Origin of the sequence: Pseudomonas sp. BW7P1 (genome assembly GCF_024981055.1) — a bacterium.
Taxonomy (GTDB): Bacteria; Pseudomonadota; Gammaproteobacteria; order Pseudomonadales; family Pseudomonadaceae; genus Aquipseudomonas; species Aquipseudomonas bananamidigenes.
This window is the reverse complement of record NZ_CP103374.1, coordinates 2,431,774-2,451,773: the sequence shown is the minus strand read 5'-3', so window position 1 is coordinate 2,451,773 and position 20,000 is coordinate 2,431,774. Positions and strand designations below refer to the sequence as shown.

The 20,000-nt window shown below is 55.1% G+C and carries 18 protein-coding genes and 2 pseudogenes; 13 read left to right on the top strand and 7 right to left on the bottom strand.

Features of this window, described 5'->3' with window-relative positions; genetic code table 11:
* The first annotated feature begins 296 nt into the window (after positions 1–296).
* The 5 genes from NWV16_RS11035 to NWV16_RS11015 all read left to right on the top strand — a co-directional run bounded on the left by NWV16_RS11035 (position 297) and on the right by NWV16_RS11015 (position 8,922).
* Positions 297–812 (top strand): Hcp family type VI secretion system effector, encoded by a 516-nt coding sequence (locus NWV16_RS11035; protein ID WP_260523032.1) that lies wholly within the window; start codon positions 297–299, stop codon positions 810–812.
* A 131-nt stretch (positions 813–943) separates the two neighbouring features.
* Complete coding sequence (gene tssI / locus NWV16_RS11030; protein ID WP_260523031.1) at positions 944–2,986, top strand: type VI secretion system tip protein TssI/VgrG; 2,043 nt, start codon at positions 944–946, stop codon at positions 2,984–2,986.
* A complete protein-coding gene (locus tag NWV16_RS11025) occupies positions 2,976–3,713 on the top strand; it encodes a DUF4123 domain-containing protein (protein WP_065260409.1) in 738 nt (245 codons plus the stop codon). The genes tssI and NWV16_RS11025 overlap by 11 nt, the downstream gene beginning before the upstream one ends.
* Complete coding sequence (locus NWV16_RS11020) at positions 3,713–8,500, top strand: RHS repeat-associated core domain-containing protein (RefSeq protein WP_260523030.1); 4,788 nt, start codon at positions 3,713–3,715, stop codon at positions 8,498–8,500. Before NWV16_RS11025 ends, NWV16_RS11020 begins: the two co-directional genes overlap by 1 nt.
* Positions 8,497–8,922, top strand: coding sequence for a HEAT repeat domain-containing protein (locus tag NWV16_RS11015; protein WP_260523029.1), 426 nt, complete (start codon positions 8,497–8,499; stop codon positions 8,920–8,922). Before NWV16_RS11020 ends, NWV16_RS11015 begins: the two co-directional genes overlap by 4 nt.
* Positions 8,923–8,981: 59 nt before the next feature.
* Here the strand turns inward: NWV16_RS11015 and NWV16_RS11010 are convergent.
* Positions 8,982–9,137, bottom strand: a pseudogene (locus tag NWV16_RS11010) (IS4 family transposase); the annotation flags it as partial.
* A 282-nt stretch (positions 9,138–9,419) separates the two neighbouring features.
* On the opposite strand from NWV16_RS11010, the pseudogene NWV16_RS27810 reads away from it, so the two are divergent.
* The 7 genes and pseudogenes from NWV16_RS27810 to NWV16_RS10980 form a co-directional block, all read left to right on the top strand.
* Positions 9,420–9,506, top strand: a pseudogene (locus NWV16_RS27810) (hypothetical protein); the annotation flags it as partial.
* Positions 9,503–9,907: a hypothetical protein gene (locus tag NWV16_RS11005; RefSeq protein ID WP_260523028.1), complete on the top strand. Its 405-nt coding sequence runs from the start codon at positions 9,503–9,505 to the stop codon at positions 9,905–9,907. The pseudogene NWV16_RS27810 and the gene NWV16_RS11005, both read left to right, overlap by 4 nt.
* A gap of 29 nt (positions 9,908–9,936) precedes the next feature.
* On the top strand, positions 9,937–10,323 hold the full coding sequence (locus NWV16_RS11000; RefSeq protein WP_260523027.1) for a hypothetical protein: 387 nt from the start codon (positions 9,937–9,939) through the stop codon (positions 10,321–10,323).
* Positions 10,324–10,424: 101 nt separating this feature from the next.
* Positions 10,425–10,736 carry a hypothetical protein gene (locus NWV16_RS10995; protein WP_260523026.1) on the top strand — a complete coding sequence of 104 codons (312 nt, stop codon included), beginning with the start codon at positions 10,425–10,427 and terminating at the stop codon, positions 10,734–10,736.
* 66 nt (positions 10,737–10,802) lie between these two features.
* Positions 10,803–11,090 carry a barstar family protein gene (locus NWV16_RS10990; protein ID WP_260523025.1) on the top strand — a complete coding sequence of 96 codons (288 nt, stop codon included), beginning with the start codon at positions 10,803–10,805 and terminating at the stop codon, positions 11,088–11,090.
* A gap of 129 nt (positions 11,091–11,219) precedes the next feature.
* On the top strand, positions 11,220–11,594 hold the full coding sequence (locus NWV16_RS10985; protein WP_260523024.1) for a hypothetical protein: 375 nt from the start codon (positions 11,220–11,222) through the stop codon (positions 11,592–11,594).
* A 59-nt stretch (positions 11,595–11,653) separates the two neighbouring features.
* The gene (locus tag NWV16_RS10980; protein ID WP_260523023.1) at positions 11,654–12,286 is read left to right on the top strand and encodes a hypothetical protein; all 633 of its coding nucleotides are present in this window, start codon (positions 11,654–11,656) and stop codon (positions 12,284–12,286) included.
* Positions 12,287–12,823: 537 nt separating this feature from the next.
* On the opposite strand, the gene NWV16_RS10975 is transcribed toward NWV16_RS10980, so the two are convergent.
* Entirely contained in the window at positions 12,824–13,645 is an 822-nt protein-coding gene (locus tag NWV16_RS10975) for a VanW family protein (protein WP_260523506.1), read from the bottom strand.
* Between the two features lie 172 nt (positions 13,646–13,817).
* On the opposite strand from NWV16_RS10975, the gene NWV16_RS10970 reads away from it, so the two are divergent.
* The gene (locus NWV16_RS10970; RefSeq protein WP_260523022.1) at positions 13,818–14,624 is read left to right on the top strand and encodes a glycosyltransferase family 2 protein; all 807 of its coding nucleotides are present in this window, start codon (positions 13,818–13,820) and stop codon (positions 14,622–14,624) included.
* Positions 14,625–15,265: 641 nt separating this feature from the next.
* On the opposite strand, the gene NWV16_RS10965 is transcribed toward NWV16_RS10970, so the two are convergent.
* The 5 genes from NWV16_RS10965 to NWV16_RS10945 all read right to left on the bottom strand — a co-directional run bounded on the left by NWV16_RS10965 (position 15,266) and on the right by NWV16_RS10945 (position 19,958).
* Positions 15,266–15,433, bottom strand: coding sequence for a hypothetical protein (locus NWV16_RS10965; RefSeq protein WP_260523021.1), 168 nt, complete (start codon positions 15,431–15,433; stop codon positions 15,266–15,268).
* A gap of 10 nt (positions 15,434–15,443) precedes the next feature.
* Positions 15,444–15,686, bottom strand: a complete 243-nt coding sequence (locus NWV16_RS10960; protein ID WP_260523020.1) for a hypothetical protein — start codon at positions 15,684–15,686, stop codon at positions 15,444–15,446.
* 93 nt (positions 15,687–15,779) lie between these two features.
* Positions 15,780–16,847 (bottom strand): lipocalin-like domain-containing protein, encoded by a 1,068-nt coding sequence (locus NWV16_RS10955; RefSeq protein WP_260523019.1) that lies wholly within the window; start codon positions 16,845–16,847, stop codon positions 15,780–15,782.
* On the bottom strand, positions 16,837–19,308 hold the full coding sequence (locus NWV16_RS10950; RefSeq protein ID WP_260523018.1) for an ABC transporter permease: 2,472 nt from the start codon (positions 19,306–19,308) through the stop codon (positions 16,837–16,839). Before NWV16_RS10950 ends, NWV16_RS10955 begins: the two co-directional genes overlap by 11 nt.
* Positions 19,305–19,958, bottom strand: a complete 654-nt coding sequence (locus tag NWV16_RS10945) for an ABC transporter ATP-binding protein (RefSeq protein WP_260523017.1) — start codon at positions 19,956–19,958, stop codon at positions 19,305–19,307. Before NWV16_RS10945 ends, NWV16_RS10950 begins: the two co-directional genes overlap by 4 nt.
* Between the last annotated feature and the right edge of the window lie 42 nt (positions 19,959–20,000).

The window sequence follows — 20,000 nt, the reverse complement described above, 5'->3', positions numbered from 1 at the left end:
ATACTGCGCAAGAAGTTGCGCAGTCGCCCGCCACAAAAGGCCTCTCGAACTGCTGGAGGCCTTGCGTACCAAGGCTTCCAGCCAAGTGCGCAAGAAGTTGCGCAGCACTGCGCAACTTCTTGCGCACTTTTTGTCTGAAACAGCGTTCTTTTCATCGAAATCCGCTGACACCTCCCGCCCGCCCCTTGTTTTACGGGGCTTCAGAAAACCTGGCACGCTCCTTGATAACAGTCAGGCACCCACCGGGCGATTTCGCCTCCCGGGCACCCTAACTTTATCCGCAAGGAGCACCTCCCATGGCAACACCAGCGTACATGTCGGTTACCGGCGAAAAACAAGGCCTGATCACTGCCGGCGCGTTCACCGCCGACTCCGTTGGCAACACCTACCAGGAAGGTCACGAAGACCAGGTCATGGTTCAGGCGTTCGACCACAACGTGATCATCCCGCGTGACCCACAGTCCGGTCAGCCAACCGGTCAGCGCGTTCACAAGCCAGTGATCATCACCAAGGTCTACGACAAGTCTTCGCCTCTGCTGCAAGCGGCTCTGACCTCCGGCGAGCGCATGAGCGAAATCGTTATCCAGTGGTACCGCACTTCGGCTCAAGGTACTCAAGAGCACTACTACACCACCAAACTGGAAGACGCGATCATCGTCGCCATCAACAACAAGATGCACAACTGCCAGGACCCATCGAACGCTCACTTCACCCACCTGGAAGAAGTGCAGTTCACCTACCGCAAAATCACCTGGACCCACGAAGTATCCGGTACTTCGGGTTCCGATGACTGGCGTGCTCCAGTCGTTTAATTACGGCTGACTGTTGCAAGCATCGGCCAGCTCTGCTGGTCGATGTTGTTTACGCCCCTCCAGAATTTCGCGTGCGTTGATCCGCTTGACGGCCATCGACGAACGCCGCTGTACAGCACGAGGAACAAGGGATGTTCGCGCCGGCCAATGAAACCCACTTTGCCCTGACCATTGAAGGGCTTTCCGTTGATTTCCAGGTGTATACCGTCACCGGTCGGGAAGCCGTCAGCCAGCCATTTGCCTTCGAGGTGGAGCTGGTCAGTGAGCAGCCGTCGCTGGACCTCGAAACCCTGCTGCACAAACCGGCCTTCCTGCAGCTGTCGCCCGACGGCAGCGGCATTCACGGCCTGATCTACCGCGCCGCGCAAGGCGACTCCGGCAAGCGCCTGACGCGCTATTCCGTGACCCTGCGCCCGCAACTTTCGTACCTGGCGCACCGGGTCAACCAGCGGATCTTCCAGAACCTCAGCGTGCCAAAGATCATCGGCATGGTCCTCGAAGACCACGGCATCCAGAGCAACGCCTACGCCTTCCAGACCGGCTCGATCTACCCCGATCGCATTTACTGCGTGCAGTACGACGAGTCGGACCTGCATTTCGTCCAGCGCCTGTGCGAAGAGGAAGGCATTCATTACCACTTCCAGCACAGCACCACGGGTCACAAGCTGGTGTTCGGCGATGACCAGACGGTGTTCCGCAAACTGGCGCCGGTGGCCTATCAGCAGGACTCCGGCATGGTCGCCAGCACCCCGGTGATCAAGCGCTTCGACCTGCGCCTGGAAACCCGCACCAGCCGAACCACCCGCCGCGACTATGACTTCGAAAAACCGCGCATCACCCTCGAAAGCGAAAACCGTGGCGATGCCCTGCCCGACCTCGAGGATTACGACTATCCGGGCCGTTTCGTCGACCGCGAGCGCGGCAAGCATCTGGCCAAGCGCGCCCTCGAACGCCATCGCAGCGACTTCCAGCTCGCCGAGGGCCGCAGCGATCAGCCGCTGCTGGTCAGCGGCCATTTCCTTGCGCTGAAGGAACACCCGAAGGCCAAGTGGAACGATCTGTGGCTGCTCACCGAGGTCCTGCACGAAGGCAAGCAGCCGCAAGTGCTGGAAGAGTCCGTCACCAGTGACACCACGGCGCTGAAAGACGATTTCCATCAGGGTTATCGCAACCGCTTCCAGGCCACCCCATGGGACGTGCCGAACCGCCCGCCCCTGCGCCACCCGAAACCGCGCATCCTCGGCAGCCAGAGCGCCGTGGTCACCGGCCCGAAAGGCCAGGAAATCCATTGCGACGAATACGGTCGCGTGAAAGTCCAGTTTCATTGGGACCGCGAAGGCCAGGCCGACGACAAGACCAGTTGCTGGCTGCGCGTGTCTTCCGCCTGGGCCGGCGCCCAGTACGGCGGCATCGCCATCCCGCGCATCGGCATGGAAGTGCTGGTCACCTTCCTCGAAGGCGATCCCGACCAGCCTTTGATCAGCGGCTGCCTGTACCACAAGGAAAACACCGTCCCCTATGCCCTGCCGGCGAACAAGACCCGCACCACCTTCAAGACCCTGAGCTCCATGGGTGGCGGCGGCTTCAACGAACTGCGCATCGAAGACAAGAAAGGCCAGGAACAGATCTTCCTGCACGCCCAGCGCGACTGGGACGAGAACATCGAACACGACCAGAAAATCCGCGTCGGCAACGAACGCCACGACGTCGTTGAAAAGAACAGCTACACGGAGTTCAAGGCCGAGGAACACCACACCGTCTACGAAGACCGCAAAGTCGAAGCCCGCGCCAACGACCACCTGACCGTGGGCGTGAACCAGCACATCAAGATCGGCACGGGGCAATTCATCGACGCCGGCCAGGAAATCCACCTGAGCAGCGGCATGAAAGTCGTGCTGGAGGCCGGGGCTGAGCTGACGCTGGTCGGTGGCGGCAGCTTCATCAAGATCGATGGCGGCGGCGTGACCATGAGCGGGCCGGCGATCAACATCAACTCCGGCGGTGGCCCGGGCAGCGGCTCCGGCGCCGCCCCGCTGCTGCCCGGCGTGCTGAAACAGGCCGATGCCGACAAGGCAGGTGCCGTACTGACCCCGGCACAAATCAATACGCTCAAACGCAACGCGCCGTTCTGTGAAGAATGCGAAAAATGCAAGGCAGGTGCCTGTGCCATCTAATCGACTGACACCCAAGGACTGGCTGGCACAACAGCCGTTGAAAAAAGACGAACGCCTGTACCTGATCGTCAGCGCCGCCAGCGATGCCGACGCACTCAAGAACCTCTACCAAAGCGAACCCACCGTCCAGGCCATCCCCATCTGGGGTGGCACGCCCTACGCCACCTGGCAACCGGTGATGCCCTACGTCGCCGAACTCAAGGCCAACTCGGCCTTCCTACCCTGGATCACCGAAACCGACGCCCTCGACTGGGGCTGGCTGGCCGTCTCCCGCTCCGAACCCAACGAAGTCTTCGAACACCTGCGCAGCCTGACCCAAGTGAAAATGCCGGACGGCACTGAAGTGTTTTTCCGCTTCTGGGACGGGCGACATATCTATCCGATTCTTGAAGGGCTGGGGGAAACGGCCGGAGAAGTGCTGCCGGTCTTCGAGCGGTATCTGATCAATGGCAAAACGCTGGAAGTCGGGCCGAGGGTGGTGCCGAAGGTGAGGGATTGGCCGTGGTGGGAGGTGCCGAAGAAGCTGCTGGATCAGTTGGCGGAGGAAGACCGGACGACGCTGGTCGGCAACTTGATGCAATGGCTCGAAGAGGCACGCCCGGACCTTTACAGCGCGTGGCCCGAGAACAATCTGAAGTTGAAAATCACCCGCTTCGTGCGTCGGCCGGACACATCTGAAAACCGCAAAGAAAAACTGCTGGATCACCTGATTATGGAGCAAGGCTGATGATCGTGAAGGAACGCATTGCTTTCATTGACAAGCAACTTGACACCTTCAAGGACAGCTTGACGCTGTACCAGGAACAAACCAAAACCTGGTATGCGAGAGCTGCCGACAAGGCCAGTCGGGCCGCCGACCTGCCTTCCTTGCTGGGCATGGAGCGAGTGATCAAGGTCGGCAACACCAGCAAATCGGTGAGCATGACAGACGGCGACTTCACGTCGAACGTGGCCCGGTGCCCCTTGAAGGGACCGCTGCTGATCGAGAGCAAGTTTGAATCGGTTTATGACATTCCACTTGGCAATATCGAAGTTGAAATTGTTGCGGTGGAAGGTGGAGCAGTCAGCAAGGTCAAACTTGACGCCCAAGGCAAGGCAAGCTGGACAGGTGGTATTCCCGGCAAATTTTACAAAATCCGCGTTCACAACGAGGTGACGCCGGGCCAGATCGATGCCCTTTTCAATTCCTACAAAGGCATCACCGCTGACCTTGAAGGCTTCCTGCGCAAAGAATGGGCCGGTTTCAAACCGCAATGGTCGAATCTGTCTGCATCCGGCATGGCGATGGCTGTTGGCAGCGGCATCCTTGAGGGCGGCTGGGAGGCTATCAAAGGGGTGTGGGATGGCATCAGTCTGGTTCTCGACATCCTTCAGAATCCGGGAAAATTTGCCAACGATTTGGGAGCGGGTACCCAGAAGCTGATTGATCTGGCTAAACAATCCCCGGACGTCATGAAAAAAGCGATGTTGCTGGCCAGCGACGAAGCCGCACTGTTCCTGATGGTACGCAGTGCCGTGATCTGGTTGGCAGGTTTGCCACCAACGAAACTGGCTGGTGAATCAGCAAAGATGACAACTGCGGCAGTCGTCGGCATCGCCATCGACATCGTGATTGGTATCGTGCTGACAATTGCTGCGGAAGGTACGGGCGTAATCTATCTCGCCGCACGCCTGAAAAAGTACGGGCAGATCATCATCAAGGCTGTCACTGGTTTTGTGGAGTCAGTATTCAAGATCATCAAGGGCTTCATGGAATACGTCGCCAAGTACACTGCCGTTGCGGCGCGTGGGGTTACGGCGAAGGTGAGAAATGGTGTTTCTGAACTGAGGTTTGATGGAAAGAGAAACGCGACGCTAGGTAGAGGAAAAGCGGGAGACGATGTACCCAGGCAGGCAAAGTCGCCCGCAGAAAAAAGTGCCGAGCCGGCCTCGGGAACGTGCACCAACGGATGCCCGGTTTCAATGGTCACCGGTGAAGAGCTGCTGACGCTGACAGATGGCCAACTTGACGGCTTGCTGCCGTTTGAATGGACACGCTTGTACAGAACCAGCGCCGTGGAAATCGACTGTGGCTTGGGGTACGGGTGGAGTCACGCCCTTGCCCAGCGCATCGAAATCGTGGGCGATGAGGTCATCTGGACCGACCACGAAAACCGCTCAACACCGTTCCCGCTTCCAAGCGAGCAACGCCCGGCGATCACCAACAGCCTCTCGCGTGCAGCCATTTTCCTCGGCGACGATCCGTCCGAACTGATACTTGCCCAATCCGGCAAACGCCCGTCGTTCTACCACTTCCGCATCAACAGCAAAGGCGCAACCCTGATCGCCATCAGCGACAGCTATGGCAACCGCCTTCACATTACCCGGGACATACATGGCCGTATAAAGCGCCTCGACAACGGCGCCGGTCGTTCGCTGCTTTTGCGCTACGACCGCAAACATATTGTGGCTGTCGACTATCAGCAGTTTCTTCCAGCGGACAATCTTGAGGATGCCTGGCACACCGTCCAGACACTGGTCACCTACACCTATGACGCGCAACACCGGTTGATTGAAGCAAAGAACGCCGCCGGGGAAGCCGAGCGTTATCGCTACAACGCTCAACACGTGATTCTGGAGCGGCAACTGGCCGGCGGCGCGAGCTTCTTCTGGGAGTGGGAGAACGAAGGCAAACTGGCTCGATGCATCCACCACTGGGCAAACTTCTCGCAGATGGACGCGCGCTACGCCTGGGATGACAACGGCAGCGTGACCGTTACCAACGCCGATGGCAGCGAAGAGGTTTACACCCACGACGATCAGGCGCGACTGATCAGCAAGATCGATCCGGATGGTGCCGAGCACCTCAAGGCCTATAACGACAAAGGCCAATTGGTCGCGGAAAAGGATCCTCTCGGTGCCGTGACCGAATATCGGTACGACGATGATGGATTGATGACCGCTGTCATCCCTCCAGAAGATGAAGCCACCACGTACGAATACAGCAACGGATTCGTCAGCGATGTTCACCGTGGCAAAGCCAGCTGGAAGTATCAACGCAACAGACAGGGTGATGTCACTCAGCAAATCGACCCGGACGGAAATTCGACGTTCTACAGCTACGACCGTCAAGGATGTCTGTTGGAGATCCGTCACCCGGATGGCAGCCGCCACCAACTGGTGTGGAACAACCTCGGTCAATTGCTTGAGGAGCGCCTGCCCGACGGTGGTCAACGCAAATATCACTACGACGCGTTGGGTCGGCAGATTACTCGGCAAGAAGAATCAGGTGCCATCACCCAATATCAGTGGGATACCGCTAACCGCCTCGCACAAATTATCTTGCCGGGCGGCGCAACGCGCGCGTTCACCTATAACGCCTACGGCAATGTCACTGCCGAACGCGACGAACTCGGCCGCGTCACCCGTTACGAATATGCCGACAACCTGCACCTTGTCAGCCGTCGCATCAATCCTGACGGCAGCCAGCTGCGCTACCGCTACGACAACTCGCGCCTGTTGTTGACCGAGATCGAAAACGAACGTGGTGAGCATTACAAACTCGACTACTACTCGAACGGCCTTATCCAGCAGGAAACCGGCTTCGACGGTCGTCGCACTGCATACGAGTACGACCTCAACGGCAAGCTGCTGAAGAAAACGGAATTCGGCGATGACGGCAGCGAGTTGGTGACTGAATACCAACGTGATGCGGCTGGCAGGCTTCTGGTGAAGACGCTTCCCGATGGCGAAGAAATCCACTACAGCTACGACGCCCTCGGCCGCCTGGTCAACGTCGACGACGGCCACTGGCCACTCGCCTACGAATATGACGTGCAAGATCGTCTGATCACCGAGCATCAGGGCTGGGGCACCACGCGCTACGAATACGACAGCGTCGGCCAACTGAGTCACTGCCGCCTCCCTGACGGCAGCACACTCGACTACCGTCATCTGTCGGGTGGACGCCTGGGCAGCATCGACCTCAACGGGTCACGCCTGACCAGTCACCAGTTCAGCGCCGGTCGCGAACAACAGCGCCAGCAGGGCCTGCTGCTCAGCCAATACCAGTACGACGAACAAGGTCGCCTGCAAGCCCACAGCGTCAGCCAACGCGACAAAAAACTGTTCCAGCGCCGCTACAACTACGACGCAAACGGCAACCTCGCCGGTATCGACGACAGCCGCAAAGGCAACCGCAGCTTCCACTACGATCCGCTGGACCGCTTGATCAGCGTGCGTGGCGCGACACCGGAAAGCTTCGCCCACGACCCGGCCGGCAACCTGCTCGGCCAGAACAACGAAGGCACAGCCAACCTCGCCAACGTCAAAGGCAACCGCCTGCTGATGCAGGGCGACCGCCACTACGACTACGACGCCTATGGCAACCTGATCCGCGAGCGCCGTGGCGCTGGCCAGAAACTCGTCACTGAATATCGCTACGACTGCCAGCACCGACTGATCGGCGTCAGCCTGCCGGGTGGCAGCACCGCGTCTTACCAATACGACGCCTTCGGTCGCCGCATCGAGAAAACCGTCGACGGCCACACCACCGAATTCCTGTGGCAAGGCGAACGCCTGATCGCCGAAAGCGCGGACAACCGTTATCGCACCTACATCTACGAACCCGGCAGCTTCCGCCCGCTGGCCATGCTCGACGGCGAAGGCCCACGCAAGGCAACGCCGTTCTATTACCAACTCGATCACCTGGGCACGCCACAGGAACTCACCGACTACAGCGGCGAGATCATGTGGTCCGCGAAGTACCGCGCCTACGGCAACCTCGCTGCGCTGGATGTCAGAGAAATCGACAACCCGTTGCGATTCCAGGGTCAGTATTTCGATGCGGAGACGGGCCTACACTACAACCGGCATCGCTACTACAATCCGGGGACTGGACGGTTTTTGACTCCCGATCCGATCAAGCTTGCGGGTGGGTTGAATAGCTACCAGTACGTGACTAACCCTACGGGTTGGGTGGATCCTTTGGGGCTGAATGGTTGTCCCGGGAGCGATAACAAAGAAAACTCATCAACCGGTGCAGAAAAGCCGGAAGACAATGCCAAGGTCAAAGATGGCAGTCCTGAAGCTCCATATGCAGGGCCGATCCCGAAGGCTATGCAGGAAAAAATTCTATATGGAACTCGAAGCCTTGGACATAATAAACCTATCGGCGGGCACTCCCCCCAAGCAATGAACTCGCCAGAAAAGTATCAATACGACGTTGTTAGCATCAATAAAGATGGAACAACGAGTGTAAAAAATTTCAAAATGATTCTAGAACGAAAAGATGGCACGATTGGCTGGTCGGCAGCGAAGTCGCCGAATCGACATACCTTCGCACCTAAGAGTTGGAGTGATGCAAAAATACTAAAAGTTACTGATGAAGTAGCAGCAGAGCCTGGTAAGGTCTTAAGAAATGAACCTGGAGCTCTCGTTACCGAACACACAAAAATTGTTGATGGTGTTGAATGGCAGGTCATCAAAGAAAACGGAGCCGTTACTTCATCATATCCAACAGGAGCAACTCCGTGAGCAACTTTGAAAAAGATGAAACCTATGAAAAACTCTGTGCCTGGATTGGTGATTCGGAAGATTCAAACTGGACAGAATACACCACGGAGCTTGTTGCAAAAACCGTCCTGATAGACTTTACAAAACAACAATGGGACCGCTTAACGACAGAGATACTTTCCAAGCCAGAATATTGGCAGCAACGTTGCGCGGTTTCACTGGGCGAGGACCGTACTGAGCGCTCAATAGAAATACTGAAACTTCTACTTTCCGAATCGAACTACAGAGATGTAAAAACAATTGCAATATATGAACTCGACTGGGCAGAAGTCCCTATAGAAAAAAAATATGCAACCTTTATCAAAGAAGTTATAAAAAACACCCCCCACGATGAAATTGAACCTGAACTCAATAACTTGCTGATCAAAGCCGAATCAACCTAACAAGGTAACGTTAGGCAAGAAAGAAAGGGACGAGAGAAGGGGAAAGATTTGAATGGCACTTACTTAACATGTTTGGCGTGCCCGCTTTTTTTCACATCCGCCCTTGCTGATCGACGGGACTGGGTCAGCAAGGGACAGACCTGAGGTCTTCGTTTTATGGCTCGCGGTTCGATGCGACCAGGTCGATTTCCAACGCGTTTTTGCGCGATCAGCACTGGCAGCACCGACTCCACACGCTGCAGCAATTCGTGAGCCGTGAGCAAATTGAAAAAAGCATAAGCATCACAGTTCGAAGTATGGCGGCGGAAACGTTGCTGTTGATACTGAATAATTTGGCGTCTACGATCCATGTGTGCCGTGTCCTGGGTTTTCTGGTGTGTGTTCGCAACTATCACCGTAGACCAAGGCCTGCCCTTCTTCATTTTTGCTTTCAGCTCAATCGGTTAGCTGTTAAGTAAGTGCCATTCAAATCTGTCCCCTTTTACTAAACACCGGGAAAACGCGGAACTGGTGGCGCAATTAGAGGACATATCTTATTAGAATCAGTGCCTGTATCACGCGCGAGAATTGGAGACCCGCAATGAACTACCTTGAAAAAGAAATCGACTCTGTCTTAGAAGAGCAGAACCTAGCAAATAAAAAACTAAACGAAATTGAACTAGTCAACCTAATCAACGATTTGACTATCGCATTCTTCTCTTCTCCTGCGAAGAATCTGGATCCATATTTTTTGATAACCACCGAAAAAAAGCATGATCCTGAATTCTGGAAAAAGGTTGACACAACTGACGACCTTGAATATCCCACTCTAATAGTTCACGACAATAAAACTCACGCCTGGAAACTAGAGTCCTCTACCGATCTCAAAGCGCTACTATTCGAAACAACTGGCTTCCCATTCTGGATAATAGGGAAAAATTTTAAAACCTTGACATACATTGATGATCACGACTGCGTACACACCAGCAAAAAACCAAACAAATAATCTACTGCCCAAAAGAATATGGGGCAAAAATGACAGCACAGAAATGTATCCCAAGAAGCGTATGGTACGGGCTCGACGGAACAGGCTACAACAACATTGCGCAAGAGCTAAAATCCGAAAATCATTTACTAAGAAAATGGATTTCTTTATATGCCACTTATAAATACCCCCTCACCAATGACCAACATCAATATTTCGACTTTATCCACCAATCAAAAAATTCCCGATATGCATTAGTAATATTTACAATCCCCACTGAAACACTTGAAACAAGTGATGGCGTGGACGACCGAGACATTACTATCGTAAAAATAGAAACCATGAACTCCGAAGCGGAAATCAACGTCCTTCTTGAAAACCTCGATATCGACTCAGAACTGTTCACTACGCCATGGCGCTGTGAATACCCGCTCTAGGTGCCAAACTGCAATCAGAGGGGTTCGGATTTACACCAAAAGGGACGGATTTATTTTTAGAACTGGCTTCCTACATGGTGAAAAGCACCCAGGAATGTAAAATGAAAATTTTTTCCGTCTCTGACGGCACAATACAAAAAATAACAAGCCACCCAGGAAAACTTTCCATAGAATTTAAAGATTGGAAAGAAGAAGTTTGGATACTTAAATTTGAGGACCTTGTTGCATTCCAGAGCATAGGCGCGGAAGGTGAGGAAATAGCCAAAATCTCAATGCAAGACTCAGAACTTATAAAAATGATTGACAAGAATGATTTAGAAAAAGAGTCAAAAAGCTACTCTTTTCTTTGCGCTTGGCACCAAAAACCTGTACTAACAATAATTGCAAGTAGCTTTACGCAAGTAAAATTATAAAACCAAGCCCCAAAAGGGGACCATTATGAAACCGTTAGCTCTATTGGAACGTGGAAGTGTTTTTAAATGATAATTACACTTGATGGCTTAACCATTTCATCAGAGCAAGAATTTCATAAAGAAATAGCCATTGCTTTTTCGGTGACAGATTTTTATGGAAACAACCTCAACGCCTTATGGGACCTACTCAGCACAGACGTGGGGCGCCCAATAGATTTAATATGGAAAAATTCTGAACTTTCAAAAAAAAACATGGGGGATTCATACAATAAAATAATTAAGATTTTTGAACGCACAAAGCAACAGGATGTGAGCTTCGGATGGGAGGAAAAATTTAACTATTATCTAGAGTAGCCGCTAGTAAAAAAAGACATCAGAGGGGGACATCCATTAGCAGGTATCAAGTCAATAATCAAAGGACTAGTCAAATGGGTAAATTGCCCACTTTTCAAAAACTGCTCAAACACTTTCCAAACAGAAAAAATGAAAATTTTTCTCAACATTGAACATCTTAAAAACTACAACTTCCCTGGTACATTCATAGAATTCGCGACTACGGAACCTGAACCGGACATTGAACCTTGGTGGTTACTAACATATCAAGAGGGAGAAATAAACTACTGGCACAACACGCTAAAAAATCTGTACCCCAACCGCACGTTAGTTCCTTTCGCAAAGTTTAACGCCAATGATGATATTGCTTGCTTTGACGGAGATGACTTATCCGGCAATCCAAAAGTTCTAATAATACATGCATATGCTTCAGAGGGATGGGAACTTCAAGGAGAATATCCTGATTTTAGCGCATGGCTAAAAATAGCCATTGAAACCCATAAGGAATGGAATGAAGAATATTAAAACACCCATTTCCAACATCTTATCCAAACCGCTGTATTCAGTTCTCGCTGGAGAGCACGATGATTTTCTCAATTGATGTTACAGAGTGTTTTGGCGCGATCGACGCCGATAACGCAGGTGGACTAATAACTTATATCCGCATTCTACCCATCGAAAACGTTCAGAAAAAATTCAGCCTTACATTATCAAACTTCGTACTAAACTTAATCGACGAACCCGTTATCTCCTCGATCAACAAACAGAACTCAACTCTTTTGGAAAACATGACCGATGACGGTTTTCTCATAATAAAACATGCCAGCATTTCCTTTGAATCAATAAAGGGCTACGAAAAGCTTTTGCGCTCATCAAATCGAGATGACGAATATATAATCCACGAGCAATATGGCCAGAATTTAAGTACAGGAGATAAAATTTATGATATCAGCGGAAGACTTTTCTCGGCTCCAGACATTTCTATCAACCTCGCCTTAATTTCGCCAAAAAATATATCACTTGAATTCAACTCATCAGAATACATATACATAGAAAGCTATCAAAAACTTCAAAAATCTTTAGAAAAATTAAATTCAAGAGAAAAAATTTCTCAACCACCTCTTACAGGTCTATTTGATTCCACATATAGCAACACTCACACCACCAGTAACTTTGATACCGGATATCGCATTTATAAATATCAAATTACTTTATAACCATAAATCGAAAAACATTACAGCATTGACCTTCACCCCAACCAACGATTAAAAATCATGATCTTCAAATCAGAAAACAAAATCATCGACCCAACCTCGGTAACCTATCGCAGCCCTGGCTTCGTTGAATCTCTCTCTAACAATGCAAAAAATATGCTTTATCAATAAAAATTCACGAACTGCCAGAGCAATTCTACAAGCTAACAAATGCATTTATCGCCGAATGTATACAAGACGATAACAAACAAGGCTACGCCGATTGCCCCGAATTACTAGATTGCAATTACCCGCCATTTTCAACCCTTATAAAAAGCCATCCAGACGTAGCAGCGACCCTCATCAAGGACTATTTATTCTTTGAGTTGTTCTATTTACTCTTCCCATCAAAGGGAAAGCTGGAACTGGTAATAAACTCGATTTCCGGAGTTTATTATCTGGACGATACCTTTCACCTATGCGGCGAAACGTATCCCTACCGAAACCTGTAATTTCGTTATTTTCGTCACATGCTCAAAACCCTAAGAAAAAAAACACAACTTACTGCTGCCTTTCAAAGATGTGTTCTCCTATCTCATACTTAACCACCACCCGATTCCCATACAACTTCTCCCTCTCCACCAACGCCCCCACCTGCCCCTTCTCCCGCACCTCCCGCCAGATCTCGTTCTCCCGAAACACATGCTCGCCCTCCCGCACAAACCGATGCCCCACTTCAAACACGTGATACCGAAACTCCCGTTCCCGGTCGCTCAACAATTCCCCCTCCAGTTGCGTTTCCCCGACTTTCAACTTCAGCTGAAAGCTCCGGTCCGTCGGGTTGTGCAGTACCAGGTCGATGTAGTTGTAGAAGATCGCCGCGCCCGAGCCGAATGGCAGGACGCGGCCGTTGTCCGGGAAGGGGTCGAAGCTGTGGTTGGCGCGTTCGATGACGACCAGGGGTGAGTGAATGGCCATCCAGTGGATGAGGTTGCTGAGTTGGCAGATGCCGCCGCCGATGCCGGTGCGGGCCTGGCCGAAGGACAATTCCATGCCTTCGACGTAGCCGCGCTGACGGCTCGGGCGGCCGACGAGGCGGCAGAAGGAGAAATACTCGCCGGGGGCGATGGTGACGCCGTCAAGAGCGGCGACGGCGAGTTTGAGGTTGATGACTTTGTTGTGTTGCAGCGCAAGGTCGGAATCGCCGAGTTTGCGGATCAGTTTCGAGGTGTGTTTGAGGTAGCGATACGGCAAGCGTTCAGCCGTCGCGGCAGGCCGTGCGTAGCGTTTGCCCGAGCAGTGCCAGGCGATGTGGCGGAACAGTCTTTTTTGCCACACGCGCAGCCAGTACAGCGCCGGGTGGTAGAGGGAAAGTGGTTTCATCCGTGGTGAACGGCGCAGGCCGTTGTCTTCCTTGATCCGAACAGGGCGGCGCATCTTAACCGAAATTAAGCTTGAACTAAGGTTGCGTCCCTACCATCCGGGCCACATCGCAGCGGCTTCTGTGTGTTGATCACCGCCTGCGAAACCATTCGATCCGATGTGAGCCCTGACCATGAAAGCGTTTGAATTCCCCTCGGAAAAACAGCCCACATTCAGTCTTGTATTGGTCAATTACAAGACGCCGGACATGACCCGGATGTGCCTGGAGTTTCTCGAACGATACGTGAAGGACAACCGGATCCCGGTATGGGTCGTGGACAACGATTCTGCCGATGAAAGTCTGGCTTACTTGCGCACCCTGGACTGGATCAACTTGATCGAGCGACCTTCTCCCGGCAAAGAAGCCGGTCATATCGCTCACGGCAAGGCGCTTGATCTGGCACTTGAAAAGCTTGAAACCGATTATCTTTTTTTGCTGCACACTGACACTTTCGTTTACGACAGCCGTGTCTTTTCAATGATGATGAAAGAGTGCATGCAATCTTTGGATACAGCGGCAGTCGGGTGTGTCGAACAGCTTGACCGAGGTGTTTTAAGAGAGACCTGGCGCTTGTCTTCACGTTACTTCAAACACTATTTCCGGCGGGCAAAACTGCAGTTGGGCCTGCGCTCCCGGGAGCCAAAGCCGTATCGGGAAACCCACCTCAAAAGCTTCTGCACCTTGTGGAATGCCCGGTTGATCAAGGCCCATGGCCTGCATTTCTCGATGGATGACCGGGTCCCGGGATACACGCTGCAGGATCGATTAAGCAGCCTTGGCTACGGCATCAGGTTTCTGTCGCCACGTACGGTCTTTCGCTACCTGGATCACATCCAGGCCGGCACCGTGGCGGCTGCCGGTGGCTACGCGAAAAACCATCGCCGCACCACGATGTATCAGCAAACACTCAGGCGTATTCAGATACAGCAAGGCATGTGACCGGTGAAATTCCGCAGACAATAAAAAGGGCGACTTTACAGTCGCCCTTTTTTATTCGAATTCTTTGGTCCTCTGTTCTGAGGAGGTGTCCGCCCAGTGTAATGGCCTGGCAATCCATGCACCGGTAAAGAGCCCTGACACTGGGCGAACGGGAAGGATTTTAATGGAAGTTGGCAGATATGTCGTGCTAATTGAAAATGAATTTTATGTACTAAAACGTTAACAACCACTGATCATCGATATTTCCCGACAAACTTCCCGAATGCCCCGCTCGGGAACACTTTATATGACTGTTCTCATACCACTACTTGTACAAGAACAGCCATTCTGTAGAGTTAATACTCAACTTTGATGCTCACGGGTCACTTTTAATACATCCTTGTAAGTGCCTGAAGGGTTTCCAGGCTGACCCGTTCTTTCACTGAATCAATTCTGGTGATTTTCAGTTGTACCTGACCCTGGCGAAATGCCTCACCAATCTGATTGCTGCCGCCTACGGCGCTACACAACTCACCGATCCCCTCGGCTGAGCCAGGCAGACCTTTATCCACATCGGTATCGAGATACTCGGCGACGGAATGCACGACCTGGCGGCGACTCCCTCCCTTCCCTCTCAAGCCGCCAGGGAACCTGGATGTCGTTCAGCGCTGCTTCGCGGTTTCCTGGGCTGTCGATTCGCCGCTGGGGGTGCCTTTGCCGCTGTCCTTGCGACGGGTGGGATCGGTCGGACGCAGGGCATCGTTGTCCCGTTCGGTTTCGCCCGGTGGCCGGGGCTCGTCCGGGTGTAAAGGGTCGGTTTTGCTGTTCATGGTTGACTCCTCAGGCTTCAGGGTCGTCGAGTTCTCGGGCGACGTTGGCTTCAGGCGAATGCTTGTGCCGCGCCCTGGCCTTGTCCGTCAGGTCCTGCCATTGCTTCAGGTCGATGGCGCCCTGACCGAACAGGTCATCGGCCAGACGCTGCAAGTCCAGGAAATACGCATCGGGAGATTGTTGCCAATAGGCTTCATCGTCGAACAGACGCTGCCAGGTGGCGAGATCAGGGGGCTGGAGGTCGTCGCTCATAGGAGTCCTCGACTCGGTCGCGGGTCAAAAGTCGCGCCGCGTTCCCGATAGAGAACGGCAAAGGCCATAGAGTTCCAACGTATTTCAAAGGGATCAATACCCGGTCATCTCCAGATACCCGCGTCCGCCCTGGCTGCCGCTCAAGCGCACCGGACCTTCCCAGTACGGAATGCGCAATCCCATCCAGGCATCGGGATTGATTGCATCGAGGGTAATGTCGAGGTGTTTGTCCGGGATGCCGATCGACCAGCGCACCGGCATCGAACGGCCAGCGACGTTCGCGTTGTCTTGCGGAGTCAGTTTGATCTGCCCGGCGCGCAGCGTTTCGGTCTGGCCATCGGCGTCAATCCAGGTGCCGGTGAGGTACGGCGCGCCCTCCTTCTGGCGCATGCGATAGAGCATGACGTGGGCGCCGTCGTCCAGATGCAGGGAGAACCAGTCCCAACCGGTCTGGTTGGCGGTCAGTGGCTGGCTGCTCCATTCGCGGTCGAGCCACGCCGGGCCGCTGACGGTGTAGGTCTTGCCATCGATTTGCAGGGTGCCGCTGGCCTGGAAAAACGGCTGGCTGTAATAGTACGAGGCCTGACCCTGTTCGGACTTCTGACTGAAGCCGTGATCGCCTTGCAGCACCAGCGGACGGCTGGACGTCAGCCGCAGTTGATAGCTGAAGTTTTTGTCCTTCGCGCTGAGCTGCATGTCACCCAGCGGATCGCTTGCCTGGCTGACGAAACGCCAGTCATCGATCCACGCCTCGAAGGGCACCGCACGCACACCGGCCTGGCCGACGCCGCCACGAGCGTAGCGCTCGGCAGCGTGATGGACGTTGGCCGATGTCACCGCTGCATGACCGAGCCAGATCGTTTGACTGGCCCAGCCCGGCTGTTGCGGCGAAGCATTCAAGGCACTGCGAAACAACGTCCACTGCACGCCAAAATCATTGCCCTGGGTGTCCTTGAGATTGGCGGTGACATACCACCACTCGATGCGAAACCCCTCGTGGGCGCCGTGATCCGCCGGAAAGCTGAATGCCCGCCCCGGCACCACCGGCGTGAAGGCCTCGGCCTGAGCGCCCATCCCGGCGAAGCCTTTCTGCTCCGGTGCCGGGTTGTCACAACCACCGAGCATCAACAGCAGCACCAACGGGACGAATTCAATCCTCATGGGCAAACGTCCTCAGCAGATCCGCCGGTTGCGTACGGTACAGCGAATACAGCGGCCACGCCGAAGCCAACAACGTCGCCAACAGCGCCAGCCCGGTCAGTTGCAGCAATTGCCACGGAAACACCCGCAGCGGCAGGCGCCAGCCGAAGGCCTGCACGTTGATCACCGCATCCAGACACCACGCCAGCCCGATGCCCAACGGCAATGCCAACACCAGCGTCAGCACCGCCAGCAACCAGGTCTGGCCGAGGTTGAGCAGCATCAGTTGCCGTCGTGTCACGCCCAGTGCCCACAGTGGCGCCAGTTGGCCGAGGCGGCTCTGGCTCTGGGTCAGCAGGCTGATGAACAGCGCCACTCCGGCGACCGCGAGCGTCAGGCTGTTGAGCGCGGCCGTCGCGGCAAAGGTCCGTTCAAAAACCTGCACCGACCAGCCCTTGAGCCGCGCCTGGTCGACAATGCGGCTGTCGTCGAGCTGGAAACGTGCCTGCAAGGCGCTGAGCAATGCCGGAATCCTTGCCGGCTCGATCCGCAGGTTGAAGCGGTTCGGTGTCAGTTGCGGCCAACTGCGCAACAGGTGATTGCTGTTGACCAGCACATGCCCTTTGGGATTGCCGTAGTCGGCGTAGATCCCGACGACGCGAGGCGACCACGACAGGCCCGGTGTGGGAATCGTCAGGTGATCACCCGGCCACACCTTGAGCCGGCGCGCAAGTTGCTCGCTGATCATCACCGCGTCATCCGTGGCCAGCAACGCCCATGGATCGGCGCCGCGGGATTCGAGCAGCGGCCAGTGCCGGCGATAGTACGGATGGTCGATGATGCCGAACACATCCGTCGGCCAACCCTGCAATGTCACCGAAATCTGCCAGTTGGGCAGGATCGCCGTGACATCCGGCTGTTGCTTGAGCCAGCTGTACAGCTCGCGAGACTGCGCCGGATTGTTCGGATTCAAATACAGCTCGGCGGAGAGCCGCTGCTCGAGCCAGTCATTGAAGGTCTGGCGAAAACCGGCGGTCATGCTGCCGGCACCAATGTTGGCCGCCATCGCCAACAGCAGCGCCATCAGCGCCAGACTCAGCGCCGGCAATTGTTGCCGGCAGTCGGCGAGAAACCACTGCCCCAGCACCGAACGGCGGCGCCCGGGCAAGCCTTCCAACAGCGCACTGAGCACCACCGGCAACGCCAGCGCAGCGCCGAGCAGCAACCCGGCCATCAGCACAAAACCGCTGGCCAGACTGTTGCCCCACACCAGCGCGATCAACGCAACCGCCGCGAACACCCCGGCCACCCGACCCTGACGCCGCAGCCAGCGCGCATGCTGTTCATGCCAGGCCTGCGGATCGGCCACCGCCAGCAATGGCAGCCGTGCCGCCCGCAGCAGGCTGTTGGCGCCAGCCAGCAACGCGCCAAGCAGGCTCAGACCGATACCGCTGAACCACCACCAGGGACTGAGGCGCAACTGCCCCGCCACTTCCGCGCCGTATAACCCACGCAGGCTGGCGGCGACATCCGGCAGCAGCACGCTCGCCAGCCAGTAACCGCTGACGACGCCGAACAACCCGCCGATCAACGCCAGCGCACCGAGTTCGACGGTCAGGCAAGCGATCAGCATTCGTGCACTGACACCACAGGCGCGCAACGTACGCAGCAATCCGCGACGCTGCTCCAGTGCGAGGCCAATGGCGGCATGCACGATGAACAGGCCGACGATGAACGAGAGAAATCCCAGCGCGTCGAGATTCAGGTGAAAGCTTTCGGTCAGCCGCGCCAGGTTGTTTTCCTCACCGCTGCTCTTGAGCTGCAACTGGCCTTTGAACGCCGCCGGCACATCCGCGTGAAAATCCTTGGGCAGCAGCAGGCGTGACAGTTGATCCGGCTGCTCAAGGATTCGTTGGGCCGCGCCGATGTCCACCAGTAACACACCGGGCGCCATGTCCTTTTGCGCCAGCAGCGGTGGTAACGTCTGGCCGGTTTCGGTTTGCGGTGTCGCACCTTCGGACAGGTTCAGCGCTTGCAAGGTGTCGGGGGAAATCCAGGTGCTGCCCGGCGGGCTGAAAAATTCGACGATGCGTTCGATCGGCATCGCCTGTCCTGCCACCGCGCTGTCGGCCGGCAGGGACACCGGCTCGATGCCCATCAGTTGCAGGCGCAGGGATTCGTGACCCCTGAGGATCAAACGCCCTTGCAGCACCGGCGAAACCGGCCAGCCCTGTCGGCGCAGATCGACAAACCACTGCTGGGAAAACGTCGCGCCATTTGGCGTGCCGAGGCTGGCCTGGGGTTCGCCGCCGATCATCTGGCTGGCGCGGGCGTAACTGTCCCGGGCCTGACTGTTGAGCGCTTCGACACCGGTCAGCAGGCTGGTGGCCAGCCACAACCCGGTCAGCACGCTGAAAAATTGCACCGGATGTCGTCGCCAATGACTGAACAAGGCGATCAGGGTCTGCCACAAAACCCTCACGTCAGACGCCCGTTGGACAGCACCACGCGCGCAGCCAGCCGAGCGGCCACGTGCTGACTGTGCGTGACCACCAACAACGTGGTCGGCGTGTCGTCGAGCAGTTCCAGCAACAGCCGCAGCACTTCATCGCTGGTCGCTTCGTCGAGACTGCCGGTGGGTTCGTCCGCCAGCAACAATGCAGGCCGCGACGCCAATGCCCGGCCGAGCGCCACCCGTTGCTGCTGGCCGCCGGAAAGCTGTTCGGGATATCGCTTGAGCAAATCTTTCAGCCCCAGACGCTGCACCAGATGATGCTGCCAACGCGGGTCATGCCGCCCGGCGAGTCGCGCCTGAAACGCCAGGTTGTCCTCGATCCGCAAACTGCCGATCAGGTTGTACTGCTGGAACACCAGACCGATTTCCGTACGGCGCCAACCGGCCAGTTGCGCTTCGCTCATTTCGTCGAGTCGAAATTCGCCGCTGCGGATGCTGCCGCTGTCGGCCTTGTCCAGACCGGCGATCAGATGCAGCAATGTGCTTTTGCCGCTGCCCGACTCGCCCATCAACGCCAGACTGCTGCCGGGTTCCAGCGTCAGGTCGATGCCTTGCAGCACCGGCAACGGGCCTTGCGGGGTGAGATAGCTTTTGAAGACGTTTTGAACCTGCAGCATGCCGCCATCCGATCGTTGCGTGTTGGGCAAGGATAGCGGATC

What these genes read in the sequence shown, in the direction of transcription:
- NWV16_RS10970 (WP_260523022.1), top strand. Translation starts at nt 13,818, where the DNA reads ATGAAAGCGTTTGAATTCCCCTCGGAAAAACAGCCCACATTCAGTCTT.
- NWV16_RS11000 (WP_260523027.1), top strand. Translation starts at nt 9,937, where the DNA reads ATGACAGCACAGAAATGTATCCCAAGAAGCGTATGGTACGGGCTCGAC.
- NWV16_RS10960 (WP_260523020.1), bottom strand. Translation starts at nt 15,686, where the DNA reads ATGAGCGACGACCTCCAGCCCCCTGATCTCGCCACCTGGCAGCGTCTG.
- NWV16_RS11020 (WP_260523030.1), top strand. Translation starts at nt 3,713, where the DNA reads ATGATCGTGAAGGAACGCATTGCTTTCATTGACAAGCAACTTGACACC.
- NWV16_RS10995 (WP_260523026.1), top strand. Translation starts at nt 10,425, where the DNA reads ATGAAAATTTTTTCCGTCTCTGACGGCACAATACAAAAAATAACAAGC.
- NWV16_RS10985 (WP_260523024.1), top strand. Translation starts at nt 11,220, where the DNA reads ATGAAAATTTTTCTCAACATTGAACATCTTAAAAACTACAACTTCCCT.
- NWV16_RS10955 (WP_260523019.1), bottom strand. Translation starts at nt 16,847, where the DNA reads ATGAGGATTGAATTCGTCCCGTTGGTGCTGCTGTTGATGCTCGGTGGT.
- NWV16_RS11035 (WP_260523032.1), top strand. Translation starts at nt 297, where the DNA reads ATGGCAACACCAGCGTACATGTCGGTTACCGGCGAAAAACAAGGCCTG.
- NWV16_RS10965 (WP_260523021.1), bottom strand. Translation starts at nt 15,433, where the DNA reads ATGAACAGCAAAACCGACCCTTTACACCCGGACGAGCCCCGGCCACCG.
- NWV16_RS11005 (WP_260523028.1), top strand. Translation starts at nt 9,503, where the DNA reads ATGAACTACCTTGAAAAAGAAATCGACTCTGTCTTAGAAGAGCAGAAC.
- tssI (WP_260523031.1), top strand. Translation starts at nt 944, where the DNA reads ATGTTCGCGCCGGCCAATGAAACCCACTTTGCCCTGACCATTGAAGGG.
- NWV16_RS10945 (WP_260523017.1), bottom strand. Translation starts at nt 19,958, where the DNA reads ATGCTGCAGGTTCAAAACGTCTTCAAAAGCTATCTCACCCCGCAAGGC.
- NWV16_RS10980 (WP_260523023.1), top strand. Translation starts at nt 11,654, where the DNA reads ATGATTTTCTCAATTGATGTTACAGAGTGTTTTGGCGCGATCGACGCC.
- NWV16_RS10990 (WP_260523025.1), top strand. Translation starts at nt 10,803, where the DNA reads ATGATAATTACACTTGATGGCTTAACCATTTCATCAGAGCAAGAATTT.
- NWV16_RS10975 (WP_260523506.1), bottom strand. Translation starts at nt 13,645, where the DNA reads ATGAAACCACTTTCCCTCTACCACCCGGCGCTGTACTGGCTGCGCGTG.